Origin of the sequence: Streptomyces sp. NPDC002032 (assembly GCF_042890765.1) — a bacterium.
GTDB lineage: Bacteria > Actinomycetota > Actinomycetes > Streptomycetales > Streptomycetaceae > Streptomyces.
In genome coordinates this window covers 25,939-45,010 of sequence record NZ_JBIASM010000014.1, presented here as the reverse complement: position 1 = coordinate 45,010, position 19,072 = coordinate 25,939, and the positions used below count along the sequence as shown (strand labels likewise).

Below are 19,072 nucleotides of genomic sequence, written 5' to 3'. Positions count from 1 at the left end.
ACACGGCTACACGGCCTTCAAGGCCACTGGAAATCAGGCGATGCCGGCCCTGAACCGGCCCGGCATCGGTCCGACTGAACGTTCGACATGCCGCACAAGTTCCAGGGTGAAGCTTTTCCCATGACCCGTCAGAGCACTGTAAGCCGGACCTGTGCGTCTCCCCCCATCCTTTATCTCCGACATATCCGGCGCATCCCCAGGACTCACCCCGACGCGCGAAGCCCCCTCGATGGCACCATGACCGGGTGACCCACGCACTGCCCCGCCCCATCCAGGTCGTTGCCCACCGCGGTGCCTCGGAGGATGCCCCCGAGCACACCCTGGCCGCCTACCGCAAGGCCATCGAGGACGGCGCCGACGCCCTCGAATGCGACATCCGGCTGACGGCCGACGGCCATCTGGTCCTGGTCCACGACCGCCGGGTGAACCGCACCTCGAACGGCCGCGGGGCCGTCTCCGCCCTGGAGCTGTCCGAGCTCGCCGCGCTCGACTTCGGCTCGTGGAAGGACCGCGAGGAGTCCCCCGACTGGGACGCGGACCCCGAGCGCACCTCCGTCCTCACCCTGGAGCGGCTGCTGGAACTGGCGTCCGACGCCGGCCGCCCCGTCCAGCTCGCGATCGAGACGAAGCACCCGACCCGTTGGGCCGGACAGGTGGAGGAGCGTCTGCTCTTCCTCCTCAAGCGCTTCGGCCTCGACGCCCCGCCCGCCGACGGCCCGCACCCGGTCCGGGTGATGAGCTTCTCCGCCCGCTCCCTGCACCGGGTGCGCGCGGCGGCCCCCACGATCCCGACCGTCTACCTCATGCAGTTCATCTCCCCTCGGATGCGCGACGGGCGGCTGCCGGCCGGGGTGCGCATCGCCGGGCCCGGGATGCGCATCGTGCGCAACCACCCCGGCTTCATCCGCAAGCTCCAGGCCGCCGGGCACTCCGTCCACGTATGGACCGTGAACGAACCCGAAGATGTTCAGCTATGCGCGGATCTGGGTGTAGAAGCGATCATCACGAACAGGCCACGTCAGGTTCTGTCCCAACTGGGACGCTGACGTCCCGATTTGCGCACCCTTCCCACGCGACCCGCGGGTAACAGGGTGTGCACCGGCGCATCCGCTCCGCGTTCATTGGTCATGAATGCGTCAGAGGGCCTCGTCAGAGCGGTTTCCGGTCCAGGCCATTGGGGCATCCAGACCATGGCGTGGGGCTAAGGAGGTTCCGGGGGTGGCGTTGGTGATGGCACAGGAAGTGCCCACGTCGTCGTGCATGGACATAGCCCATGGACCGGCGGGCGTGGGCGAGGCGAGGCACCGCATGCGCGAGCAGCTGCGCATCGGCGGTCTGTCCGACGCGGTCGTGGACGATGCCGTACTGATCCTTTCCGAACTGCTCAGCAATGCCTGCCGGCACGGCCGGCCGCTGGGCGCGCGGGAGGTCGGGGACGGGGAGATACGCGCCGCCTGGCGCGTCGACAAGGCGGGACGGCTGACGGTCGAGGTCACGGACGGCGGCGGTCCGACCCGCCCGGTCCCCTCCACCCCCTCGGTGACCGCGCACGGCGGCCGGGGACTGAACATCATCAGCGCCCTGGCCCAGGACTGGGGTGTCCGGGACGGAGCGGCGGGTGAGGTCACCGTGTGGGTGATCGTCGCCTGCGGGCCCCGGCACGACGATTTCGCTACGCGCGTCACTGCCCCGGCGATCGACTTCTCGGCCGCCTTCGACGATCTGGATCCGTGAAGCGGATCCCCCGGACGCACGGGGGACGGCCCCCCGGGAGCGCACGCCGACCGTGCTCCCGCGGTGCTCCCGGCCGCACCCCACCGGATGCGGCGGTACGAACGGCTAGGCTCGCGACCGCAGAGACCGCCGTACCGCCGCAACCGGGAGACACCCACGATGGCCAAGAAGCGCCCCGCCGCGAAGACCGCGAAGCCGCAGATCACCAACGGGGAGATCCCGGTGGTGGGCGCGCGCGAGCCCTGCCCCTGCGGTTCCGGGCGGCGCTACAAGGCCTGCCACGGCGCGGCCGCCTCGCACGCCGTCACCGAGCACGTGCAGCGCCCGTTCGAGGGGCTGCCGGGCGAGTGCGACTGGGTGGCGCTGCGCGAGCTGGTCCCGGCGGCCACCATCCCGCTGACCCTCAAGGGCGGCCTGCCCGAGGGCGTCCCGTCCGTCACGCTGGTGACCGTCCTGCCCATGGCGTGGCCGGCGCTGCGCCGCGAGGACGGCTCCGTCCTGCTCGGCCTGCAGAACGATTCGAGCACCGGGGACCTGGCCCGCGACATGGCCGACACCCTGGAGCGCGCGCTCGCGGCCGAGCCGGGCACTCCGGTCGCCGCCCGGCGCGTGCCGGCCGAGGGCAGCCGACTTCAGGATCTCCTGGACCTGGACGGCGTTTTCGAGCCGGTTGTGCACAGCGGCTTCGAATTCTGGATTCCGGAGTCGGAGGACGCCCGCAACGCCTCCCCGGAGATCGCCGCTTCGCTGGAGCGCGCCAACGCGGCCGCCATCCCGACCGTGAAGCTGACCTCCGTGGACGCCGCCTACTGGTGCGAGACCCCGGAGAAGAACCACCTGCGCTGGGTCATGCCGCACCCCGAGGAGAAGCTGCTCGACGCCCTCGCGCGGCTGCACGCCGCCGGCACCTCCTCGCTCGGCGAGGGCACGAAGCTCGTGGGTTCCTTCCGGGCCCACGGCCTGATGGTCCCCGTCTGGGACCTGCCCACCGGGGTCGGTGCCGAGGACGTGGAGAAGCCCGCCGCCGAGCTCGCGGAGCGGCTGGCCGCGGCCCTGGCCACGGACACCCCGCTGACCACGGAGGAGCGCCGTGCGCGCGGCGGACTCACCAACCGTCAGGTGACGCTCAGCTGACGTCCCGTAGGCCCGCGGGAGCGGTGACCGGAGTCACAACTCCCGCTAATCGCCTGCAAATCGATGTCTGAATATCAGAGATCGAATTTGCGAACAGGCGATCTCTTGTTACCGTTCTTGTAGCCCGGTCGCTGGTGCATCCCCCGTCGCCAGCGACCGGGCCCTTGCTTTTCAGGTGGTGCTCAACCCTCGTGCGGTGCCGGTGAGTTGCTCCCGGACCGCAGCAGCAGCCGCCCTTCATCATCCGGAACTGCAAACTCCGCAACAGCCGAGTAGCCGTCCGGGGTTCCGACCGACTCCCCTCGCGGCGTCTCGCACAGACCCGGCTCGTCCCCCGCGGCCACGGCGCAGCGGATCTGCACCGTGCGCCCCGCCGGCCCCATGACCGTCAGTACGGCGTCCAGCGCCCGCCCGCTGGTGTTGCGGTAGTAGCTGCGGCCCCACGTCTGCCCCTCGCCCTCCAGGACGCAGGTCTGCGCCTCCAGGCCCTGCGGGGCGCGGAGTTCGGGACCGCAGCGGGAGTCCGTGCGGGCCTGGAGGGCCGGTCCGGGGCTCGCCGGGTCGGCGCCGGCCCGTGCCCTGTCCGACGTACGGGACGGGTCCGAAAGGCCGAGCGAGGAGAGCAGCCCCCCGCCCTTTCCGTCGCCCTGACCGGCGAAATCCGGCCCGGCGATCGCTCCGGCCAGGGGAAGCGACAAGATGATCAGCACACCGGCGCCGATACCGATCAGGCGGAGATTCATTCGCCGAAGATAGCGACGCGGGAAAGGGGCGCGGAGATCCCCGCGCCCAATTCCCCGGGAAACTCGTCGTACTGGCACCCGTACGAGTGACTCAGTACGCGAGCCGGCTGCCCCCGCCGGGAGCGCCGCTGCTCGCCTCGACGAGCGCGTCCACGACCGCCTCGACCTCCGGCAGCCACAGCCCGCCGGCTCCCGCCGCGGGCTCCCGTTCCCAGCGGACCTGCCCGCCGCCGGAGGCCGTGGAGGGCGGCAGCAGCAGGTATCCGCCCTCGCCGTGAAAGCGCAGCGAGGCCGGTACGTGGTCCTTGGCGTAGAGGAGTTCGCCGAGCCGCTCCAGCGAGTACGGGGCCACCAGCAGGGACCACCGGGTGGGCGTGGCGACGACCGGCCCGAGCCGCAGCCCCTGCGCGTCCAGCCGTACGACGGCCCGCGCGGCCGCCCCGGCCGGCAGGCTCACCGCGCACGGCGCCGCTCCGCCGGTGGCCAGCAGCAGCGGAGCCGCCGGGCGCCGGGTCCACCACCAGGTCACCATCCGGGGGTCGGCGGTGGCGGCGAGCAGCCCGGGGTCGAAGGGATGTGCTCCGGGGACCACGCAGTCCGGGTCGGGGCAGGCGCAGCGCGCACTGTCCGCGGCGGCCCGGCCGACGCCGGGGAGCACGGGCCAGTGGTGGACGGTGGCGCAGGTCAGCGCCGCGTCGAGGAGGGACGGGACGGCGCCGGCCGGGACCGCCGCGGTGGAGCGGGAGGGGGCGGCGCGCGGGAATTTGAAGCGATCGCGGAGCCGCTGGAGACGCCTTCCGAGGATCTCGCGCATGAGCGCTCGTTCCTTTCCGTTGAACGTCGAGGGCCACATCACACCATGTGAGCGGTGTCTCACCACACGTACAGGTTTCGCGTCACTGTCCGCCGCAAGCAGGTTCACACGGTTCGTGCAGTTTTCTCACTGGTCCGTCGAACGTCCGCCGGGGGTCCGGCGGGAACGCCCGGACGACCCGCGCCGCTACCGAAAACGGCTGCCGCCGCTAAGGACGACGACCCGCGCCGGGCGGTTCCCGGCGGTGCCGGAAGACGTCAACTGGCCCCGGACACTGCCGATTACGTACCCGGACCGCCTGGGACGCCCGTCCAGTCGATCGCAAAAACCGTCCGCTTGCCGCTTTTTCCGGCCAAGTTTTAGCCCCGGCTGAACAGTGAGTCGCCGTCTCACGGACACCAGTATTCCCGCCTGGGCAATGCTGGACATCGCTCCTCGTGTGCGTGTAGATGTGGATCCATTGATGGCGGCGCAGCACGATCTGGGGGTTTGCGATGCTATATGGCGAATCGCACCAGGTGGAAAGGCGGACGCCATGAGCGCCCCGCATCTGCCGAAAGTGGCTGGAATCGATCCGGCAGTTACAGCTTCAGCGCACACTGCGGTGCCCACACCCGCTTCCACCTCGACGTCCACGAACGCCTCCCCCGCCCCTCGAACCGCCCCCGCCCAGGCCGTACCGCCTGCCGCGAGCAGCGTCATCCAGGACCGGCTGGCGGGCATGGTCTCCGACCTCACGACCCTGCACGAGCTGACCGAACGCCTCGCGCGGGCCACCGACCTCGCCTCCTCCCTCCAGGAATTCCTGCGCGCCGGAGCCGTCCTCGTCGGCGCGCGACGCGGACTGGTCGTCCTGGAACCCTCCGACGGGCTCGGTCCCCGCACCACGATCGGGCTCGGTCTGGGCCGCGCGGACCTCGGTCACATCGAGACGGTGCCGCGCAGCGCCACCTCGTACGGCCGCATCCTCGACGGACTGCCCGACGCCCACGGCGGCTCCGAGTTCCTGCCCGAACCGGCCTCCGCCCCGGCGGTGCCCGGCGCCGGGGAGCACGAACCCCCCACCGACCCCCGCCACCGCGAGGTCGCGGCCCGGCTCGGCTACGCCGCCAGCTACGCGCTGCCGATGACCGCGGACGCCACCGGCCGGCTCGGCGCCGCCGTCTGGCTCTACGACGAACAGGCCGAGCCGAGCGAGCGCCAGCGCGACCTCGTCGGGCTCTACGTCCGGCACGCCGCCGAACACCTGGCCCGGATGCTGGAGGTGGAGCGCTCCCGCACCCGGCTGGCCACCGTCTCCGAGGAACTGCTGCCCAGCCGGCTGCCCCGGATCCCCGGGGTCCAGCTCGCCGCCCGGCACCACACCGGCCCGCGCGGCGGCGGCGACTGGTACGACGCCCTGCCGCTGCCCGAGGGGGCCATGGGCCTGGCCGTCGGATCCGTCGCCGGCTCCGGGCCGAGCGCCGTCGCCGCGATGGGCCGGCTGCGGGCGTCGCTGCGCGCCTACGCCGTCATGGAGGGGGAGGACCCCGTCGCGGTCCTCTCCGATCTGGAGCTGCTGCTGCGCCTGACCGAGCCCGCGCGCTCGGCCACCGCGCTCTTCGCGTACTGCGAGCCCGCGGCCCGCAAGATCATCCTGGCCGGAGCCGGGCACACCCCGCCGCTGCTCATCGGCGAGCGCCGCACCGAGTACGTGGAGACCACCCTCTCCGCGCCGCTGGGCATGCTGGCCTGCTGGGAGGCGCCGAGCGTGGAGATCGAGCCCGCATCCGGAGAAACGGTGCTGCTCTACACCGACGGCCTGCTGCGGCGCACCGGTGACCCCATGGACCGGGCCTACGCCCGGCTGCACGCGGCGGCCGCGGGGGTTCCCCGTAGCGCCCGGGAGGACCCGGCGGCCCTCTGCGACCACATCCTGCGCACCGTCCTGCCCGGGGAGGACCTCGGCGCCACCGGGGCGGACCCGGCCGAGGACATCGTCCTGCTCGCGGCCCGGTTCGACTGACGGCGGCTGCCCGCTGGGGTGCGCGCCCGGCCGCACGCAGCGGGCAGGCGGGTTCTGAGGGCCATGGAGACGCCCGGTATGACTGATATGTCACAGCCATCGCCGGGCGCCTCCCCGACGCACATACGATGAACGAGGTCCACACACCCGGACCCTGCGTGTCGATGCGGCTGAGGAGAAGACGTGGCTGACGAGCTCACCCCGGAGACCCCGGAAGAAGAGCAGCCCCAGAAGAAGCACAAGCAGCGCAAGAACGGGCTGTACCCGGGCGTCAGCGAAGAGCTCGCCGAGAACATGCGCAGCGGCTGGGCCGACACCGAGCTGCGCGGCCTGGAGCCCATCGCCCAGGCGGCCCACACCGCCGAGCGGCGCGCCGCGCTGTCCGCGCGCTTCCCCGGCGAGCGCCTGGTGATCCCGGCCGGCCGCCTGAAGACCCGCTCGAACGACACGGAGTACCCCTTCCGCGCGTCGACCGAGTACGCGTACCTCACCGGCGACCAGACCGAGAACGGCGTACTGGTACTGGAGCCCACCGGCCCCACGGGCCACACCGCCACGGTGTACCTGCTGCCCCGCTCCGACCGCGAGAACGGCGAGTTCTGGCTGTCCGGCCAGGGCGAGCTGTGGGTCGGCCGCCGCCACTCCCTGACCGAGGCCGAGCAACTCCTCGGGATCCCCGCCAAGGACGTGCGCGAGCTCGCCGAGGCCCTCGCCGAGGCCGAGGGACCGGTCCGCGCCGTCCGCGGGCACGACGCGGTCATCGAGAAGGCGCTGACCGACAAGGTCACCGCCGAGCGCGACGAGGAACTGCGCGTCTACCTCTCCGAGGCCCGCGCCGTGAAGGACGCCTTCGAGATCGGCGAGCTGCAGAAGGCCGTCGACTCCACCGTCCGCGGTTTCGAGGACGTCGTGAAGGTCCTCGACAAGGCCGAGGCCACCTCGGAGCGCTACATCGAGGGCACCTTCTTCCTGCGCGCCCGCGTCGAGGGCAACGACGTCGGCTACGGCTCCATCTGCGCCGCCGGCCCGCACGCCTGCACCCTGCACTGGGTCCGCAACGACGGCGACGTCCGCTCGGGCGACCTGCTGCTGCTCGACGCCGGTGTGGAGACGCATTCCCTCTACACGGCCGACGTCACGCGCACGCTGCCGGTCAACGGCACGTTCAGCGAGATCCAGCGCAAGATCTACGACGCCGTGTACGCCTCCCAGGAAGCCGGCATCGCCGCGGTGAAGCCGGGCGCCAAGTTCCGCGACTTCCACGACGCCTCGCAGCGCGTGCTCGCCGAGAAGCTCGTCGAGTGGGGCCTGGTCGAGGGCCCCGTCGAGCGCGTCCTGGAGCTGGGCCTGCAGCGCCGCTGGACCCTGCACGGCACCGGCCACATGCTCGGCATGGACGTCCACGACTGCGCCGCCGCGCGCACCGAGGCGTACGTCGACGGCACGCTGGCGCCGGGCATGTGCCTGACGGTCGAGCCCGGTCTGTACTTCCAGGCCGACGACCTGACCGTGCCCGAGGAGTACCGGGGCATCGGCGTCCGGATCGAGGACGACATCGTCGTGACGGAGGACGGCAACCGGAACCTCTCCGCCGCGCTGCCGCGCCGGTCGGACGAGGTCGAGGCGTGGATGGCGCGCCTCAAGGGCTGACACCCGCGCGGACGCACCTGTGCGTGCGTGCCTGCGTGACGGTGGGCGGGGACCGGGACGGTTCCCGCCCACCGGCGTGTCCGGGGCCGACCGCCACGGCTGCCACGGCGGGCGGCGCCCCTGCGGTTACGAGACCTTCAGCAGGGCTCCGTCGCGCCACTTCAGCATCTTGTCGAAGCTCACCACCGCGCCCCGGCCCGGCCGGTTGCGGAAGCGGACGTGATCGGCGAGCTCGGCGATCAGGTGCAGGCCCCGGCCGTGCTCGGCCAGCGAGGGTCTGGGGCGGGAGACCGTCGCGGGCGGGAACCCCGGCCCCGAATCGGTCACCTCGATGCGGCAGCGGTCCCCGTCCAGATAGGCCGTGACGTGGTACGCCTCGGTTCCGTCCGGGAGCCCGTCGCCGCCGCTGCCGCTGCCGTTGCCGCTGCCGCCGCTGCCGCCGGGGCGCGGATCCGCGCCGCCGCCCTCGCAGGGGCCGCCGAGGCCGCCGTGCTCCACCGCGTTGGCGCACGCCTCGGTCAAGGCGACCGACAGGTCGAAGGAGATGTCCGGGTCCACCCCCGCGGTCTCCATCGTCCCCAGCAGCAGGCGCCGCGCGAGCGGCACGCTCGCGGCTTCCCGCCTCAAGTGGAGAGACCACCAGATGCTCATACGGTTACCTATTGCCGCCCCCGGCGGACCGTAAGCCCCCGGGCGCCGTCAGAGCCCTCGTTCGGCCGATGCGACGCTCCCGGGCGGCGGTGTATGCGAGGGGCCCGCGGGACGCCGGCCCGGCGCCGCCACGCTGACCGTCCGCCGTGCCGGTCCTGACCCCGCGCCGACCGCGCGCTGCTCCCGCACTGACCCTGGGCCGGAACCCGAGGGTCCCTCCAGCACCTGCCGTATGCAGGGCACGGGCCCAGTGCGATGATGGCCCGGCCATGACTGCCACCCACACGACACGCGCCGGAGCGGGCCTCCGGATGACCCGGGCCGCGGTGTTCACCGCGCTCTGCGTCGTGCTGTCCGCAGCCGGCCACGCGGTGGCCTCCTGCGCGACCGTGCCGTGGTGGGCACTGGCCCTGGCCCTCGTCGGCGTCTTCGCGGTCGCGGCCCCCCTCGCGGGACGCCGCCGGTCGCTGCCCGGCATCGCCGCCGGACTCACCGTCGGCCAGCTCGGACTGCACACCCTGTTCGGCCTCGGCCAGCACGGCGCGGCCCCGATGCCGGCAGAAGACGGAGCCGACACCTCGCTCGCGGCGCTCGCCGCCCGGCTGGTGTGCGGGGGCAACTCCGTACCGCTCAGTCAGGCCGACGCCCGGCAGATCCTGGAAGCCGCCGGACTGGACCCGGCCGCGATGGCCGGACAGGCCGCGGCACACGCCCACATGGCCCACGCGCACATGGCGGGGGCCGCCGGGGAACCCGCCATCGGGCTGTTCAGCCCGGCCATGCTGCTCGGCCACCTGCTGGCCGCGCTCGCGGCCGGCTGGCTGCTGGGCCGCGGCGACGCCGCGCTGTTCCGGCTCGTCGAACTGTCCCGGCGCTCCCCCCAGGCCGACCCCGTACGTCCGCTGCGCGCCGCGCTGGCCTTCGTACGCGCCCTCGCGGCCGGACTTCCGGGCGCGCCCGCCCGCGGCCCCCTGGCCCGGCGGACCGTCCCGGCGAGCGTCCCGGCGACCGGCCGGGACGCGCTCCTGCACTCGGTGATCAGGCGCGGGCCGCCCACGGCGCTCGCCCTCGCAGCCTGACGCGGCACCCCCATTCCCCGGACATCCGGCGGGAGCACCGGTGCCGCGAACTCCGCGCGCGCCCGTGCGCGGAGCGACGTCACCCTGCCTACCTGGAGTGTTTCCGCCGTGAAGACCTCTCGCGTGTCCCTCGCCGCCGCCCTCGCCGCCGGCGCCGTCCTCGTCCTGTCCGGTCCCGCCTTCGCGCACGTCAGCGTGCAGCCCGCGGGCGAGGCGGCCAAGGGCGGGTACGCGGTCATCAACTTCAAGGTGCCCAACGAGCGCGACAACGCCTCGACCACGCAGCTCGAGGTCAACTTCCCGATCGACCAGCCGCTCACGTCCGTCATGCCGCAGGACATCCCCGGCTGGACCGTGAACGTCGAGAAGACCAAGCTCGACAAGCCGCTGACCGTGCACGGCAAGCAGATCAACGAGGCCGTCACCAAGGTGACCTGGACCGGCGGCAAGATCGAACCCGGCAAGTTCCAGCAGTTCCCGCTCTCCGTCGGCAAGCTCCCCGACAACGCCGACCAGATGGTCTTCAAGGCCATCCAGACCTACGACAACAACGAGGTCGTGCGCTGGATCGAGGAGACCAAGGCCGGTGCCCCCGAGCCGCAGTCCCCGGCGCCCGTGCTGAAGCTGACGGCCGCCAAGGCCGCCGGCGGCCACGACGACGCCGCGAAGCCCGCCACCGACGCCAAGAGCACCGACGGCGCCGCGAAGGACACGCACGACGAGGCCACCGCCACGAGCGGCTCCGACACGACCGCGCGCACGCTCGGCATCGTGGGCATCGTCGTCGGCCTCGGCGGTCTCGCCTTCGGCATCGCCTCGCGCCGCCGCGCTTCCTGACCACGCCTCACGCCGACGGCCGCCGACGGCCGCTGCCCGGCGACGGCCACTGCCCGCCGGCGGCCGCCTCCCGGAGGCGGGCGTCGGCGGCTCGCCCGGAACGGCGGCAGCCCGTACGCGAGCTCCGTCGTTTCCCGTACGTCCGCACCACCATCCCCGATCCCAGGGACATCTCTCCATGCGCACCACACGTGTGACGGTCGCCGCCCTCGCGGTGGCGACCGCGCTCGCCCTCACCGCCTGCGGCAGTGAGACGGGCACGACCACAGGTTCGGTCACCCAGATCTCCGGCCAGAACAAGGCCGGAGCCGCGACCGTCCTCGACCGCCCCTTCGACAAGCCGGATCTGGTCCTCACGGACACCACCGGCAAGCCGTGGAACTTGCGCGAGCAGACCAAGGGCCGGCCGACCCTCATCTACTTCGGCTACACGAACTGCCCCGACGTCTGCCCCCTGACGATGAGCAACATCGCCGTCGCCAGGAAGTCGCTGCCCAAGGAGGCCCAGGACAAGCTCCAGGTCGTCTTCGTCACCACGGACCCCGAACGCGACACCCCCGCCTCCCTCGGCACGTGGCTCAGGGCCCAGGATCCGTCCTTCACCGGACTGACCGGGGACTTCGCCACCATCCAGGCCGCCGCACGATCGCTCGGCATCGGTATCGAGGCCCCGAAGAAGGAGGCCGACGGCAGCGTCGTCTCCATGCACGGGGCCCAGGTCATCGGCTTCTCGCCCAAGACCGACGAGGGCTACGTCCTCTACGGCGAGGGCACCACCGTCGATGACTACACCAAGGACCTGCCGAAGATCGTCAAGGGAGAGAACCCGTGAACGCCCGCACCACCCGCACCCTCGCCGCCGCCCTCTCCCTGACGGCAGCGCTCGCCATATCCGGCTGCTCGTCATCGGACTCCGCCGGCTCCACCGACTCCTCCGGGAAGTCGGGCAAGCCGCAGCTGACCGTCAGCGGGGCCTACATGCCCGAACCGGTCGACGACAAGATGGCCGGCGCTTTCATGGTCATCGAGAACGGCTCGAAGACGGCCGACAAACTGACCGCCGTCACCAGCCCGCTCTCGGACGATCTGCAGATCCACGAGACCAAGGACCAGAAGATGCGGCACGTCCAGGCCCTGGACGTGCCCGCGGGCGGTGAGCTCCGGCTGGAGCGGGGCGGCAGCCACATCATGTTCATGGGGCTCAAGAACAAGCCGAAGGTCGGTGACAAGATCACCGTCGAGCTGCGTTTCGAGAAGGCCGACCCGGTCAAGGTCGACCTGGACGTCAAGGAACGGACCTACTCCGCACAGAACTCCACCGCCCACTGACGGACCGAGGAACTGACACGCCATGACGGCCACCGCCCCCGCTCCTTCCCCGGCCCGCGCCGCCCGCGCCACGGCACGCCTGCCGCGGCTGGTGCTGGTTCTCGCAGCCCTGCTGGCAACCCTGTTCGCCGCGGCCGCCCCGGCCTCGGCACACGCCGCACTCACCGCGAGCGACCCCAAGGACGGGGCGGTGGTCACCACGGCACCCGCCCAGGTGACCCTCTCCTTCTCGGAGCAGGTCGCCATGGGTGACGACTCCATCCGCGTCATGGACCCGGCGGGCAAGCGCGTCGACACCGGCGAGCTGCGGGACATGTGCAGCGGCTCGACCATCCGCTACGGCACCGCCCTGCACTCCGGCCTGCCGGACGGCACCTACACCGTCGCCTGGCAGGCCGTCTCCGCCGACAGCCACCCGGTGTCCGGCGCCTTCACCTTCTCCATCGGCGCCCCCTCCGCCACCAGCGTCGCCCTGCCCGACCAGCAGGCGGGCGGCGGGCCCGTCGGCATCGCGTACGGGATCGCCCGCTACGCCGCCTACGCCGGCTTCACCGTCCTCGTCGGCGGCGGCGCCTTCATCCTGCTGTGCTGGCGCAGGGGCGCCGCCGAGCGCTCGCTGCAGAAGCTGGTGGTGCGCGGCTGGGTCACCCTGACCGCCGCCACCCTGGCGATGCTGGTGCTGCGCACCCCGTACACCGGCTCCGGGAAGTTCGCCGACGCCTTCGACCTCGACGGGCTGCGGGCCGTCCTGGACACGAAGACCGGCGCCTCCTTCGTCTCCCGGCTGCTGCTCCTCGGCGCGGCCGCCCTGTTCATCGCCGTGCTCTTCGGCGCCTACGCGCGGCGCCAGAAGGCCTCGGGGACGGAGGGGGCCGGGGGGACCGGCGTCTGCGCCGATGCCCCTGCCGACGTCTCCGGGGACGTGTCCGCCGCCGACGCGGCGAAGGAGGCGAAGGAGGAGACGAGCGACCTCGGTTTCGGGCTCGCCATCGGCGGCACGGTCGTGGCCGGCGGCATCGCCGCGACCTGGGCCCTCGCCGAGCACGCCTCCACCGGCATCCAGCCCGGCATCGCCATGCCGGTCGACGTCCTGCACCTGCTGGCCGTGGCCGCCTGGCTCGGCGGTCTGGTGGCCCTGCTGGTCGCCCTGCACAAGGTGCCGGACATCGAGCGCGAAGCCGTCCGGCGGTTCTCCAGGGTGGCCTTCATCAGCGTCCTGGTGCTCGCCGCCACCGGCATCTACCAGTCCTGGCGCCAGCTCGGCAGCTGGTCGGCCCTGACGGACACCAGTTACGGGCAGCTGCTCCTCATCAAGGTCGGGCTGGTAGCGGTCCTCATCGGCATCGCCTCCGTATCGCGGAAGTGGACCGGCCGTCTCGGTGCGGCCGACCGCACCGAGGACGCCGACGTCCCCGCCGAAGAGCACGCGGCGGTGGCGGCGGGCGCCGATGTTTCACGTGAAACGCCGACCGTCGATGTTTCACGTGAAACACCGGCCGGGACCGCCGCTTCCGGGGCGGGTGCTTCCCGGGCGGGTGCTTCCGGGGCGGCTGCCTCCGGCGCGGGTGCCGACGCGGAGGCCGACCCCCGACGGGCGGCCCAGCTGGACCGCCAGCGCGCCGCCCGGGACAAGGCCCGCGAGAAGCAGGTCCGGGACGCCGATCCGGGCCGCGCGGGCCTGCGCCGCTCGGTGCTCGCCGAGGCCGGCGTGGCCGTGGTCCTGCTGGCCGTGACCACCGTCCTGACCAGCACCGAACCGGGCCGCGCCGCGGAGCAGGAGACGGGCCGCAGCAGTTCCGCGGGCCCCGCCGTCCCCAACCGGGCCGTCAAGATCACCCTGCCGTTCGACACCGGCGGCCAGAACGGCAAGGGCTCCGTCCGCCTGGAACTCGATCCGGGCCGGGTCGGCGCCAACACCCTGCACCTGTGGGCCGACGGGGCCGACGGCAAGCCGCTGGACCTCCCCGAAATCAAGATCTCCTTCACCCTGGAGGCCAAGGAGATCGGCCCGCTGCCGGTCGCACCGGACCGCGACGCTCCCGGACACTGGAGCGCGACCGGGGTCCAGCTGCCGCTCGCCGGCGACTGGCGCATCGACGTGACCGTCCGCACCTCCGACATCGACCAGACGACCGTCCAGAAGAACGTGAAGATCGGCTGAACAGCGTGACCGACAGCACCGCGAGCAACCCCGACATCGAAATCTCCCGGCGCCGGCTGCTGGGCACCGTCGGCGCCGCGGGCGCCGCCGGGCTCGCCCTCGGCGCCACCGGCGGCGCCCTGGTGCACTCGGCGGTCTCCGACTCCCCGGCCGGGGGCACCTCCGGCCGGGCCGGCTCCCTCGCCGCGCTCGGGGCGGCCCGGGTGGCCTTCGAGGGGGACCACCAGGCGGGCATCACCACCCCGCTCCAGGCCAAGGGCCACGTCGTCGCCTTCGACCTGGCACCCGGTGCCGGGCGCAAGGAGGCCGCGGCGCTGCTGCGCCGCTGGTCCGACACCGCGCGCCGGCTCATGGCGGGCGAGACCGCGCCGCACGGCGACAGCGGCATCGCGCTGGACGCGGGGCCCTCGTCCCTGACGGTGACCTTCGGGTTCGGCCACTCCTTCTTCGAGCGGACCGGTCTCACCGCCCGGCGGCCGGTCGCCCTCGACCCGCTGCCGGACTTCTCCTCCGACCGGCTGGACCCCCAGCGCAGCAACGGCGACCTGTGGGTCCAGATCGGCTCGGACGACGGGCTCGTCGCCTTCCACGCGCTGCGCGCCGTACAGAAGGACGCCGGGGAGGCCGCCCGCGTGCGCTGGCAGATGAACGGCTTCAACCGCTCGCCCGGCGCGACCGCCGCCCCGATGACCGCGCGGAACCTGATGGGCCAGGTGGACGGCACCGGCAACCCGAAGCCGTCCGACGCCGACTTCGGCAAGCGGATCTTCGTACAGGGCTCCGGCCCCGGACCGGCGGAGCACGCCTGGATGGCCGGGGGTTCCTACGCGGTCGTCCGCCGGATCCGGATGCTGCTCGACGACTGGGACAAGCGGTCCACGGCCCAGCAGGAGCAGGTCATCGGCCGGACCAAGGCCGACGGAGCCCCCCTGACCGGCGGCACCGAGACCACGAAGCCGGCCCTGGACAAGCTCGGCCCCGACGGCAAGCCCGTCATCGCCTCCAACGCCCACGCCCGGATCTCGGCGCCCGAGCAGAACGGCGGGGCCGCGATGCTCCGGCGGCCCTTCTCCTTCCACGACGGGATCGCCGCCGACGGCACCCCCGACGCCGGACTCCTCTTCATCTGCTGGCAGGCCGACCCGCTGCGCGGGTTCGTACCGGTCCAGCGCAAGCTCGACCGCGGCGACGCGCTGTCGGAGTTCATCCGGCACGAGTCGAGCGGTCTGTACGCCGTTCCCCCCGGTCCGCGCCCCGGGGAGTACGTCGGGCAGCACCTGCTCGAAGGGTGAACGGCCCGGCGGGGGCGGGTGCCCCGGCATTAGGCTGACCGCATGTCGGCCACCCGCTTCACCTATCTCGGTCCCGAGGGCACTTTCACGGAAGCCGCCCTGCGCACTCTGCCGGAAGCAGCCACCCGGGAGCTCGTCCCGATGGTGTCGGTCCCGGCGGCGCTGGACGCCGTGCGCAACGGCGAGGCCGCGGCCGCGCTGGTGCCGATCGAGAACTCGGTGGAGGGCGGCGTCACCGCCACCCTCGACGAGCTGTCCTCCGGCGAGCCGCTGATGATCTACCGCGAGGTGCTGCTGCCGATCGCGTTCGCGCTGCTCGTGCGGCCCGGGACCAAGCTGTCGGATGTCAAGACCGTCACCGGGCACCCCGTGGCCCAGCCGCAGGTGCGCAACTGGCTGCGGGCGAACCTGCCCGACGCGCTGTGGGAGTCGGCCGCCTCGAACGCCGACGGCGCCCGGCTGGTCCAGGAGGGCCGCTTCGACGCCGCCTTCGCGGGGGAGTTCGCCGCCGCCACGTACGGGCTGGAGGCGCTGGTCACCGAGATCCACGACGCGCAGAACGCCGAGACCCGCTTCGTGCTCGTCGGCCGGCCCGCCCGGCCGGCGGCGCCGACCGGTGCCGACAAGACCTCGGTGGTCCTGTGGCTCGGCGACGACCACCCCGGTGCGCTGCTGGAGCTCCTCCAGGAGTTCGCCGTGCGCGGGGTGAACCTGATGCTGATCCAGTCCCGGCCGACCGGGGAGGGCATCGGCAACTACTGCTTCGCCGTCGACGCCGAGGGGCACGTCTCCGACCGCCGGGTGAGCGAGGCGCTGATGGGTCTGAAGCGGACCTGCCCGCAGGTGCGCTTCCTGGGCTCGTACCCGCGTGCCGGTGTCGCTCTGAGTGAGGTGCGGGCCGCGCGGCCGGGAACCTCCGACAGCGACTTCACGGAGGCCTCGGACTGGCTGACGCGTTGCCTCGACGGCAGGCCGTAGCGCTTCGTCCACTGTCCACAGAGTTATCCACAGGCCGGGATGGGGACCTGGGGACAAGTCGACAGGTCGGCACGACAAGGTCGACAAATCGGCCGGGCGGCTCAGGTTTCGCGCTGGGGAGCGGTAGGTGAACGGCGTCACCCACGTATCACCGATCAACTCTTTGGAGCGAGCCATTCCCACCCGAATGAGTGTGTGAGGGCGGTTTGAACCCTGATCGACCCCGACCGCTCGCCGATCCCTATTGATCTAATTCCGTGTCCACAGATCCGGCACACAGCCTGTGGATAAGACCGGCCCAGGGGCAATTCCTGTGGACAAGGAAGCCCCTGCGACCCTGCTCAGGCCTCGCCCGGCCGTTGGCGTCGTGCCCCATTTCGGGGAATGGGCCGCTTTTATCGTCCGGGCGCCGGGGGCCGGATCCGGCCGCCGGGGAAGGGTTTTCCATTCTCCGCAATTGGGACATAGTGACACGCAGCGTGATATCGGTGTGATCCCAGGAAGCCCGGCCCGGTAGCCTGGAGGGGTGATTGACCTTCGGCTGCTCCGTGAAGACCCTGACCGTGTCCGCGCCTCGCAGCGCGCCCGTGGAGAGGACGTCGGGCTCGTCGACGCACTCCTCTCCGCCGATGAGCGCCGCAGGTCCTCCGGCATGCGCTTCGACGAACTGCGGAGCGAGCAGAAGTCGCTCGGCAAGCTCATCCCCAAGGCCTCCCCGGAGGAGCGCGCAGAGCTGCTGGGCAAGGCCGAACAGCTCAAGCAGGACGTCCGGGCCGCCGAGGCGGAGCAGAACGAGGCCGACGAGGCCGCGAAGCAGCTCCTGCTGCGGCTCGGCAACATCGTCCACAGCGACGTCCCGGTCGGCGGCGAGGAGGACTTCACCGTCCTCGAGACCCACGGCACGATCCGCGACTTCGGTGCCGAGGGCTTCGAGCCCAAGGACCACCTGGAGCTCGGCGAGGCCCTGGGCGCCATCGACGTCGAGCGCGGCGCCAAGGTGTCGGGCTCGCGCTTCTACTACCTCACCGGCGTCGGCGCCCTGCTGGAGCTGGCCCTGGTCAACGCCGCCATCGCGCAGGCCACCGAGGCCGGCTTCATCCCGATGCTCACCCCGGCGCTGGTCCGTCCGCGCGCCATGGAGGGCACCGGCTTCCTCGGCCAGGCCGCGGAGAACGTGTACCACCTGGAGAAGGACGACTACTACCTGGTCGGCACCTCCGAGGTCCCGCTCGCGGCGTACCACATGGACGAGATCATCGACGCCGACAAGCTGCCCCTGCGCTACGCCGGCTTCTCGCCGTGCTTCCGTCGCGAGGCCGGTACGTACGGCAAGGACACGCGCGGCATCTTCCGCGTCCACCAGTTCGACAAGGTCGAGATGTTCTCCTACGTCGCGCCGGAGGAGGCCGAGGCCGAGCACAAGCGTCTGCTCGACTGGGAGAAGCAGTGGCTGACCAGCCTGGAGCTGCCGTTCCAGGTCATCGACGTCGCCACCGGCGACCTGGGCTCCTCCGCCTCGCGCAAGTTCGACTGTGAGGCCTGGATCCCGACGCAGGGCAAGTACCGCGAGCTGACCTCCGCCTCGAACTGTGACGGCTTCCAGGCCCGCCGCCTGTCGATCCGCTACCGCGACGGCAAGAAGACCGCTCCGCTGTCCACGCTGAACGGCACCCTGTGCGCCGTCCCGCGCACCATCGTCGCCATCCTGGAGAACCACCAGCTGGCCGACGGTTCGGTGCGGGTGCCCCCGGTGCTGCGTCCTTATCTGGGCGGCCGCGAGGTGCTGGAGCCGATCACCAAGTGAGCCCGGCCCCGTTCCCGTACAAGCTCGTCGCGACGGACCTCGACGGCACGCTGCTGCGTGACGACGACACCGTCTCGGAGCGCACCCGTGAAGCGCTCGCCGCGGCCACCGCGGCGGGCGCGGCGCACATCGTCGTCACCGGCCGGGCCGTGCCCTGGACGCGGCACGTCCTCGACGACCTCGGTTACCAGGGGATCGCCGTGTGCGGGCAGGGCGCGCAGGTCTACGACGCGGGAGCGCACCGGCTGCTGACCTCGGTGACGCTGGACCGGCAGCTGGCCGGCCTCGCGCTCTCGAAGATAGAGGCCGAGGTGGGTCCGCTGGCCCTGGCGGCCAGCCGGGACGGGGTGGACGGCGAGGTGCTGTTCGGCCCCGGCTACCAGGTGCAGGAGGGCCTGCCGGCGATATACCTGGAGGACACGGCGGCCGTCTGGACGGCTCCGCTCAACAAGTTGTACATCCAGCACCCGGGGATGGGCGAGGACGAGCTCGTCAGGGTGGCGCGGGAGACCGTCGGCAGCCTGGTGGACATCGTGATGGCCGGTCCGGGGATAGTGGAGATCCTGCCGCTGGGCCTGAGCAAGGCGACGGGCCTCTCGCTCGCCGCCCGCCGGCTGGGTGTGAAGGCCGCCGAGACGATCGCCTTCGGTGACATGCCCAACGACATCCCGATGTTCGGCTGGTCCGCGCACGGCGTCGCGATGGCCAACGCCCATGCTGAGCTGAAGGCCGTGGCCGACGAGGTGACCACCTCCAACCAGGAGGACGGCATCGCGGTGGTGCTGGAGCGCCTGCTGGGCGCCGCCTGAGCAGCCCGGGGCAGACGTACGAGAGGTCCGGGACGGCCCGCGCCGTGAGGCG

At 72.3% G+C, this 19,072-nt stretch carries 17 protein-coding genes; 14 read left to right on the top strand and 3 right to left on the bottom strand.

Translation table 11 applies throughout. The features are described 5' to 3' along the window. The first annotated feature begins 245 nt into the window (after positions 1–245). The 3 genes from ACFYYT_RS27300 to ACFYYT_RS27290 all read left to right on the top strand — a co-directional run bounded on the left by ACFYYT_RS27300 (position 246) and on the right by ACFYYT_RS27290 (position 2,868). Entirely contained in the window at positions 246–1,046 is an 801-nt protein-coding gene (locus ACFYYT_RS27300; RefSeq protein WP_351823163.1) for a glycerophosphodiester phosphodiesterase, read from the top strand. Positions 1,047–1,131: 85 nt separating this feature from the next. Beyond that, positions 1,132–1,734 carry an ATP-binding protein gene (locus ACFYYT_RS27295; protein ID WP_351823166.1) on the top strand — a complete coding sequence of 201 codons (603 nt, stop codon included), beginning with the start codon at positions 1,132–1,134 and terminating at the stop codon, positions 1,732–1,734. A 159-nt stretch (positions 1,735–1,893) separates the two neighbouring features. Continuing rightward, positions 1,894–2,868 (top strand): DUF5926 family protein, encoded by a 975-nt coding sequence (locus ACFYYT_RS27290; protein WP_351823168.1) that lies wholly within the window; start codon positions 1,894–1,896, stop codon positions 2,866–2,868. Positions 2,869–3,050: 182 nt separating this feature from the next. Here the strand turns inward: ACFYYT_RS27290 and ACFYYT_RS27285 are convergent, their stop codons facing one another. Together ACFYYT_RS27285 and ACFYYT_RS27280 are read right to left on the bottom strand one after the other, a co-directional pair. Next, positions 3,051–3,611, bottom strand: a complete 561-nt coding sequence (locus tag ACFYYT_RS27285; protein WP_351823171.1) for a hypothetical protein — start codon at positions 3,609–3,611, stop codon at positions 3,051–3,053. Positions 3,612–3,702: 91 nt separating this feature from the next. Further along, the gene (locus ACFYYT_RS27280; RefSeq protein WP_351823174.1) at positions 3,703–4,425 is read right to left on the bottom strand and encodes a bifunctional DNA primase/polymerase; all 723 of its coding nucleotides are present in this window, start codon (positions 4,423–4,425) and stop codon (positions 3,703–3,705) included. A gap of 418 nt (positions 4,426–4,843) precedes the next feature. Between ACFYYT_RS27280 and ACFYYT_RS27275 the strand changes: the two genes are divergently transcribed. Both ACFYYT_RS27275 and ACFYYT_RS27270 read left to right on the top strand, forming a co-directional pair. Continuing rightward, the gene (locus ACFYYT_RS27275; RefSeq protein WP_351823175.1) at positions 4,844–6,430 is read left to right on the top strand and encodes a PP2C family protein-serine/threonine phosphatase; all 1,587 of its coding nucleotides are present in this window, start codon (positions 4,844–4,846) and stop codon (positions 6,428–6,430) included. Positions 6,431–6,613: 183 nt separating this feature from the next. Next, on the top strand, positions 6,614–8,080 hold the full coding sequence (locus ACFYYT_RS27270; protein ID WP_351823178.1) for an aminopeptidase P family protein: 1,467 nt from the start codon (positions 6,614–6,616) through the stop codon (positions 8,078–8,080). A 126-nt stretch (positions 8,081–8,206) separates the two neighbouring features. On the opposite strand, the gene ACFYYT_RS27265 is transcribed toward ACFYYT_RS27270, so the two are convergent. Beyond that, a complete protein-coding gene (locus ACFYYT_RS27265; RefSeq protein ID WP_351823181.1) occupies positions 8,207–8,731 on the bottom strand; it encodes an ATP-binding protein in 525 nt (174 codons plus the stop codon). Positions 8,732–9,000: 269 nt separating this feature from the next. Between ACFYYT_RS27265 and ACFYYT_RS27260 the strand changes: the two genes are divergently transcribed. From ACFYYT_RS27260 to ACFYYT_RS27220, 9 genes are all read left to right on the top strand, one after another. Beyond that, on the top strand, positions 9,001–9,810 hold the full coding sequence (locus ACFYYT_RS27260; RefSeq protein WP_351823184.1) for a hypothetical protein: 810 nt from the start codon (positions 9,001–9,003) through the stop codon (positions 9,808–9,810). Between the two features lie 108 nt (positions 9,811–9,918). Beyond that, positions 9,919–10,647 carry a YcnI family protein gene (locus ACFYYT_RS27255; RefSeq protein ID WP_351823187.1) on the top strand — a complete coding sequence of 243 codons (729 nt, stop codon included), beginning with the start codon at positions 9,919–9,921 and terminating at the stop codon, positions 10,645–10,647. 178 nt (positions 10,648–10,825) lie between these two features. Further along, positions 10,826–11,479 (top strand): SCO family protein, encoded by a 654-nt coding sequence (locus ACFYYT_RS27250; RefSeq protein ID WP_351823189.1) that lies wholly within the window; start codon positions 10,826–10,828, stop codon positions 11,477–11,479. Then, entirely contained in the window at positions 11,476–11,976 is a 501-nt protein-coding gene (locus ACFYYT_RS27245) for a copper chaperone PCu(A)C (protein WP_351823192.1), read from the top strand. Before ACFYYT_RS27250 ends, ACFYYT_RS27245 begins: the two co-directional genes overlap by 4 nt. 22 nt (positions 11,977–11,998) lie before the next feature. Continuing rightward, positions 11,999–14,137 carry a copper resistance protein CopC gene (locus ACFYYT_RS27240; protein ID WP_351823194.1) on the top strand — a complete coding sequence of 713 codons (2,139 nt, stop codon included), beginning with the start codon at positions 11,999–12,001 and terminating at the stop codon, positions 14,135–14,137. A 5-nt stretch (positions 14,138–14,142) separates the two neighbouring features. Next, on the top strand, positions 14,143–15,429 hold the full coding sequence (efeB, locus tag ACFYYT_RS27235; protein WP_351823197.1) for an iron uptake transporter deferrochelatase/peroxidase subunit: 1,287 nt from the start codon (positions 14,143–14,145) through the stop codon (positions 15,427–15,429). Between the two features lie 42 nt (positions 15,430–15,471). Beyond that, on the top strand, positions 15,472–16,407 hold the full coding sequence (gene pheA / locus ACFYYT_RS27230) for a prephenate dehydratase (protein WP_351823200.1): 936 nt from the start codon (positions 15,472–15,474) through the stop codon (positions 16,405–16,407). Between the two features lie 526 nt (positions 16,408–16,933). Continuing rightward, positions 16,934–18,211 (top strand): serine--tRNA ligase, encoded by a 1,278-nt coding sequence (serS, locus tag ACFYYT_RS27225; RefSeq protein WP_351823203.1) that lies wholly within the window; start codon positions 16,934–16,936, stop codon positions 18,209–18,211. Beyond that, complete coding sequence (locus tag ACFYYT_RS27220) at positions 18,208–19,020, top strand: HAD family hydrolase (RefSeq protein WP_351823206.1); 813 nt, start codon at positions 18,208–18,210, stop codon at positions 19,018–19,020. The genes serS and ACFYYT_RS27220 overlap by 4 nt, the downstream gene beginning before the upstream one ends. The last annotated feature ends 52 nt before the right edge of the window (positions 19,021–19,072 follow it).

What these genes read in the sequence shown, in the direction of transcription:
- ACFYYT_RS27295 (WP_351823166.1), top strand. Translation starts at nt 1,132, where the DNA reads ATGCGTCAGAGGGCCTCGTCAGAGCGGTTTCCGGTCCAGGCCATTGGG.
- ACFYYT_RS27290 (WP_351823168.1), top strand. Translation starts at nt 1,894, where the DNA reads ATGGCCAAGAAGCGCCCCGCCGCGAAGACCGCGAAGCCGCAGATCACC.
- ACFYYT_RS27285 (WP_351823171.1), bottom strand. Translation starts at nt 3,611, where the DNA reads ATGAATCTCCGCCTGATCGGTATCGGCGCCGGTGTGCTGATCATCTTG.
- ACFYYT_RS27280 (WP_351823174.1), bottom strand. Translation starts at nt 4,425, where the DNA reads ATGCGCGAGATCCTCGGAAGGCGTCTCCAGCGGCTCCGCGATCGCTTC.
- ACFYYT_RS27275 (WP_351823175.1), top strand. Translation starts at nt 4,844, where the DNA reads ATGCTGGACATCGCTCCTCGTGTGCGTGTAGATGTGGATCCATTGATG.
- ACFYYT_RS27265 (WP_351823181.1), bottom strand. Translation starts at nt 8,731, where the DNA reads ATGAGCATCTGGTGGTCTCTCCACTTGAGGCGGGAAGCCGCGAGCGTG.
- ACFYYT_RS27260 (WP_351823184.1), top strand. Translation starts at nt 9,001, where the DNA reads ATGACTGCCACCCACACGACACGCGCCGGAGCGGGCCTCCGGATGACC.
- ACFYYT_RS27250 (WP_351823189.1), top strand. Translation starts at nt 10,826, where the DNA reads ATGCGCACCACACGTGTGACGGTCGCCGCCCTCGCGGTGGCGACCGCG.
- ACFYYT_RS27240 (WP_351823194.1), top strand. Translation starts at nt 11,999, where the DNA reads ATGACGGCCACCGCCCCCGCTCCTTCCCCGGCCCGCGCCGCCCGCGCC.
- pheA (WP_351823200.1), top strand. Translation starts at nt 15,472, where the DNA reads ATGTCGGCCACCCGCTTCACCTATCTCGGTCCCGAGGGCACTTTCACG.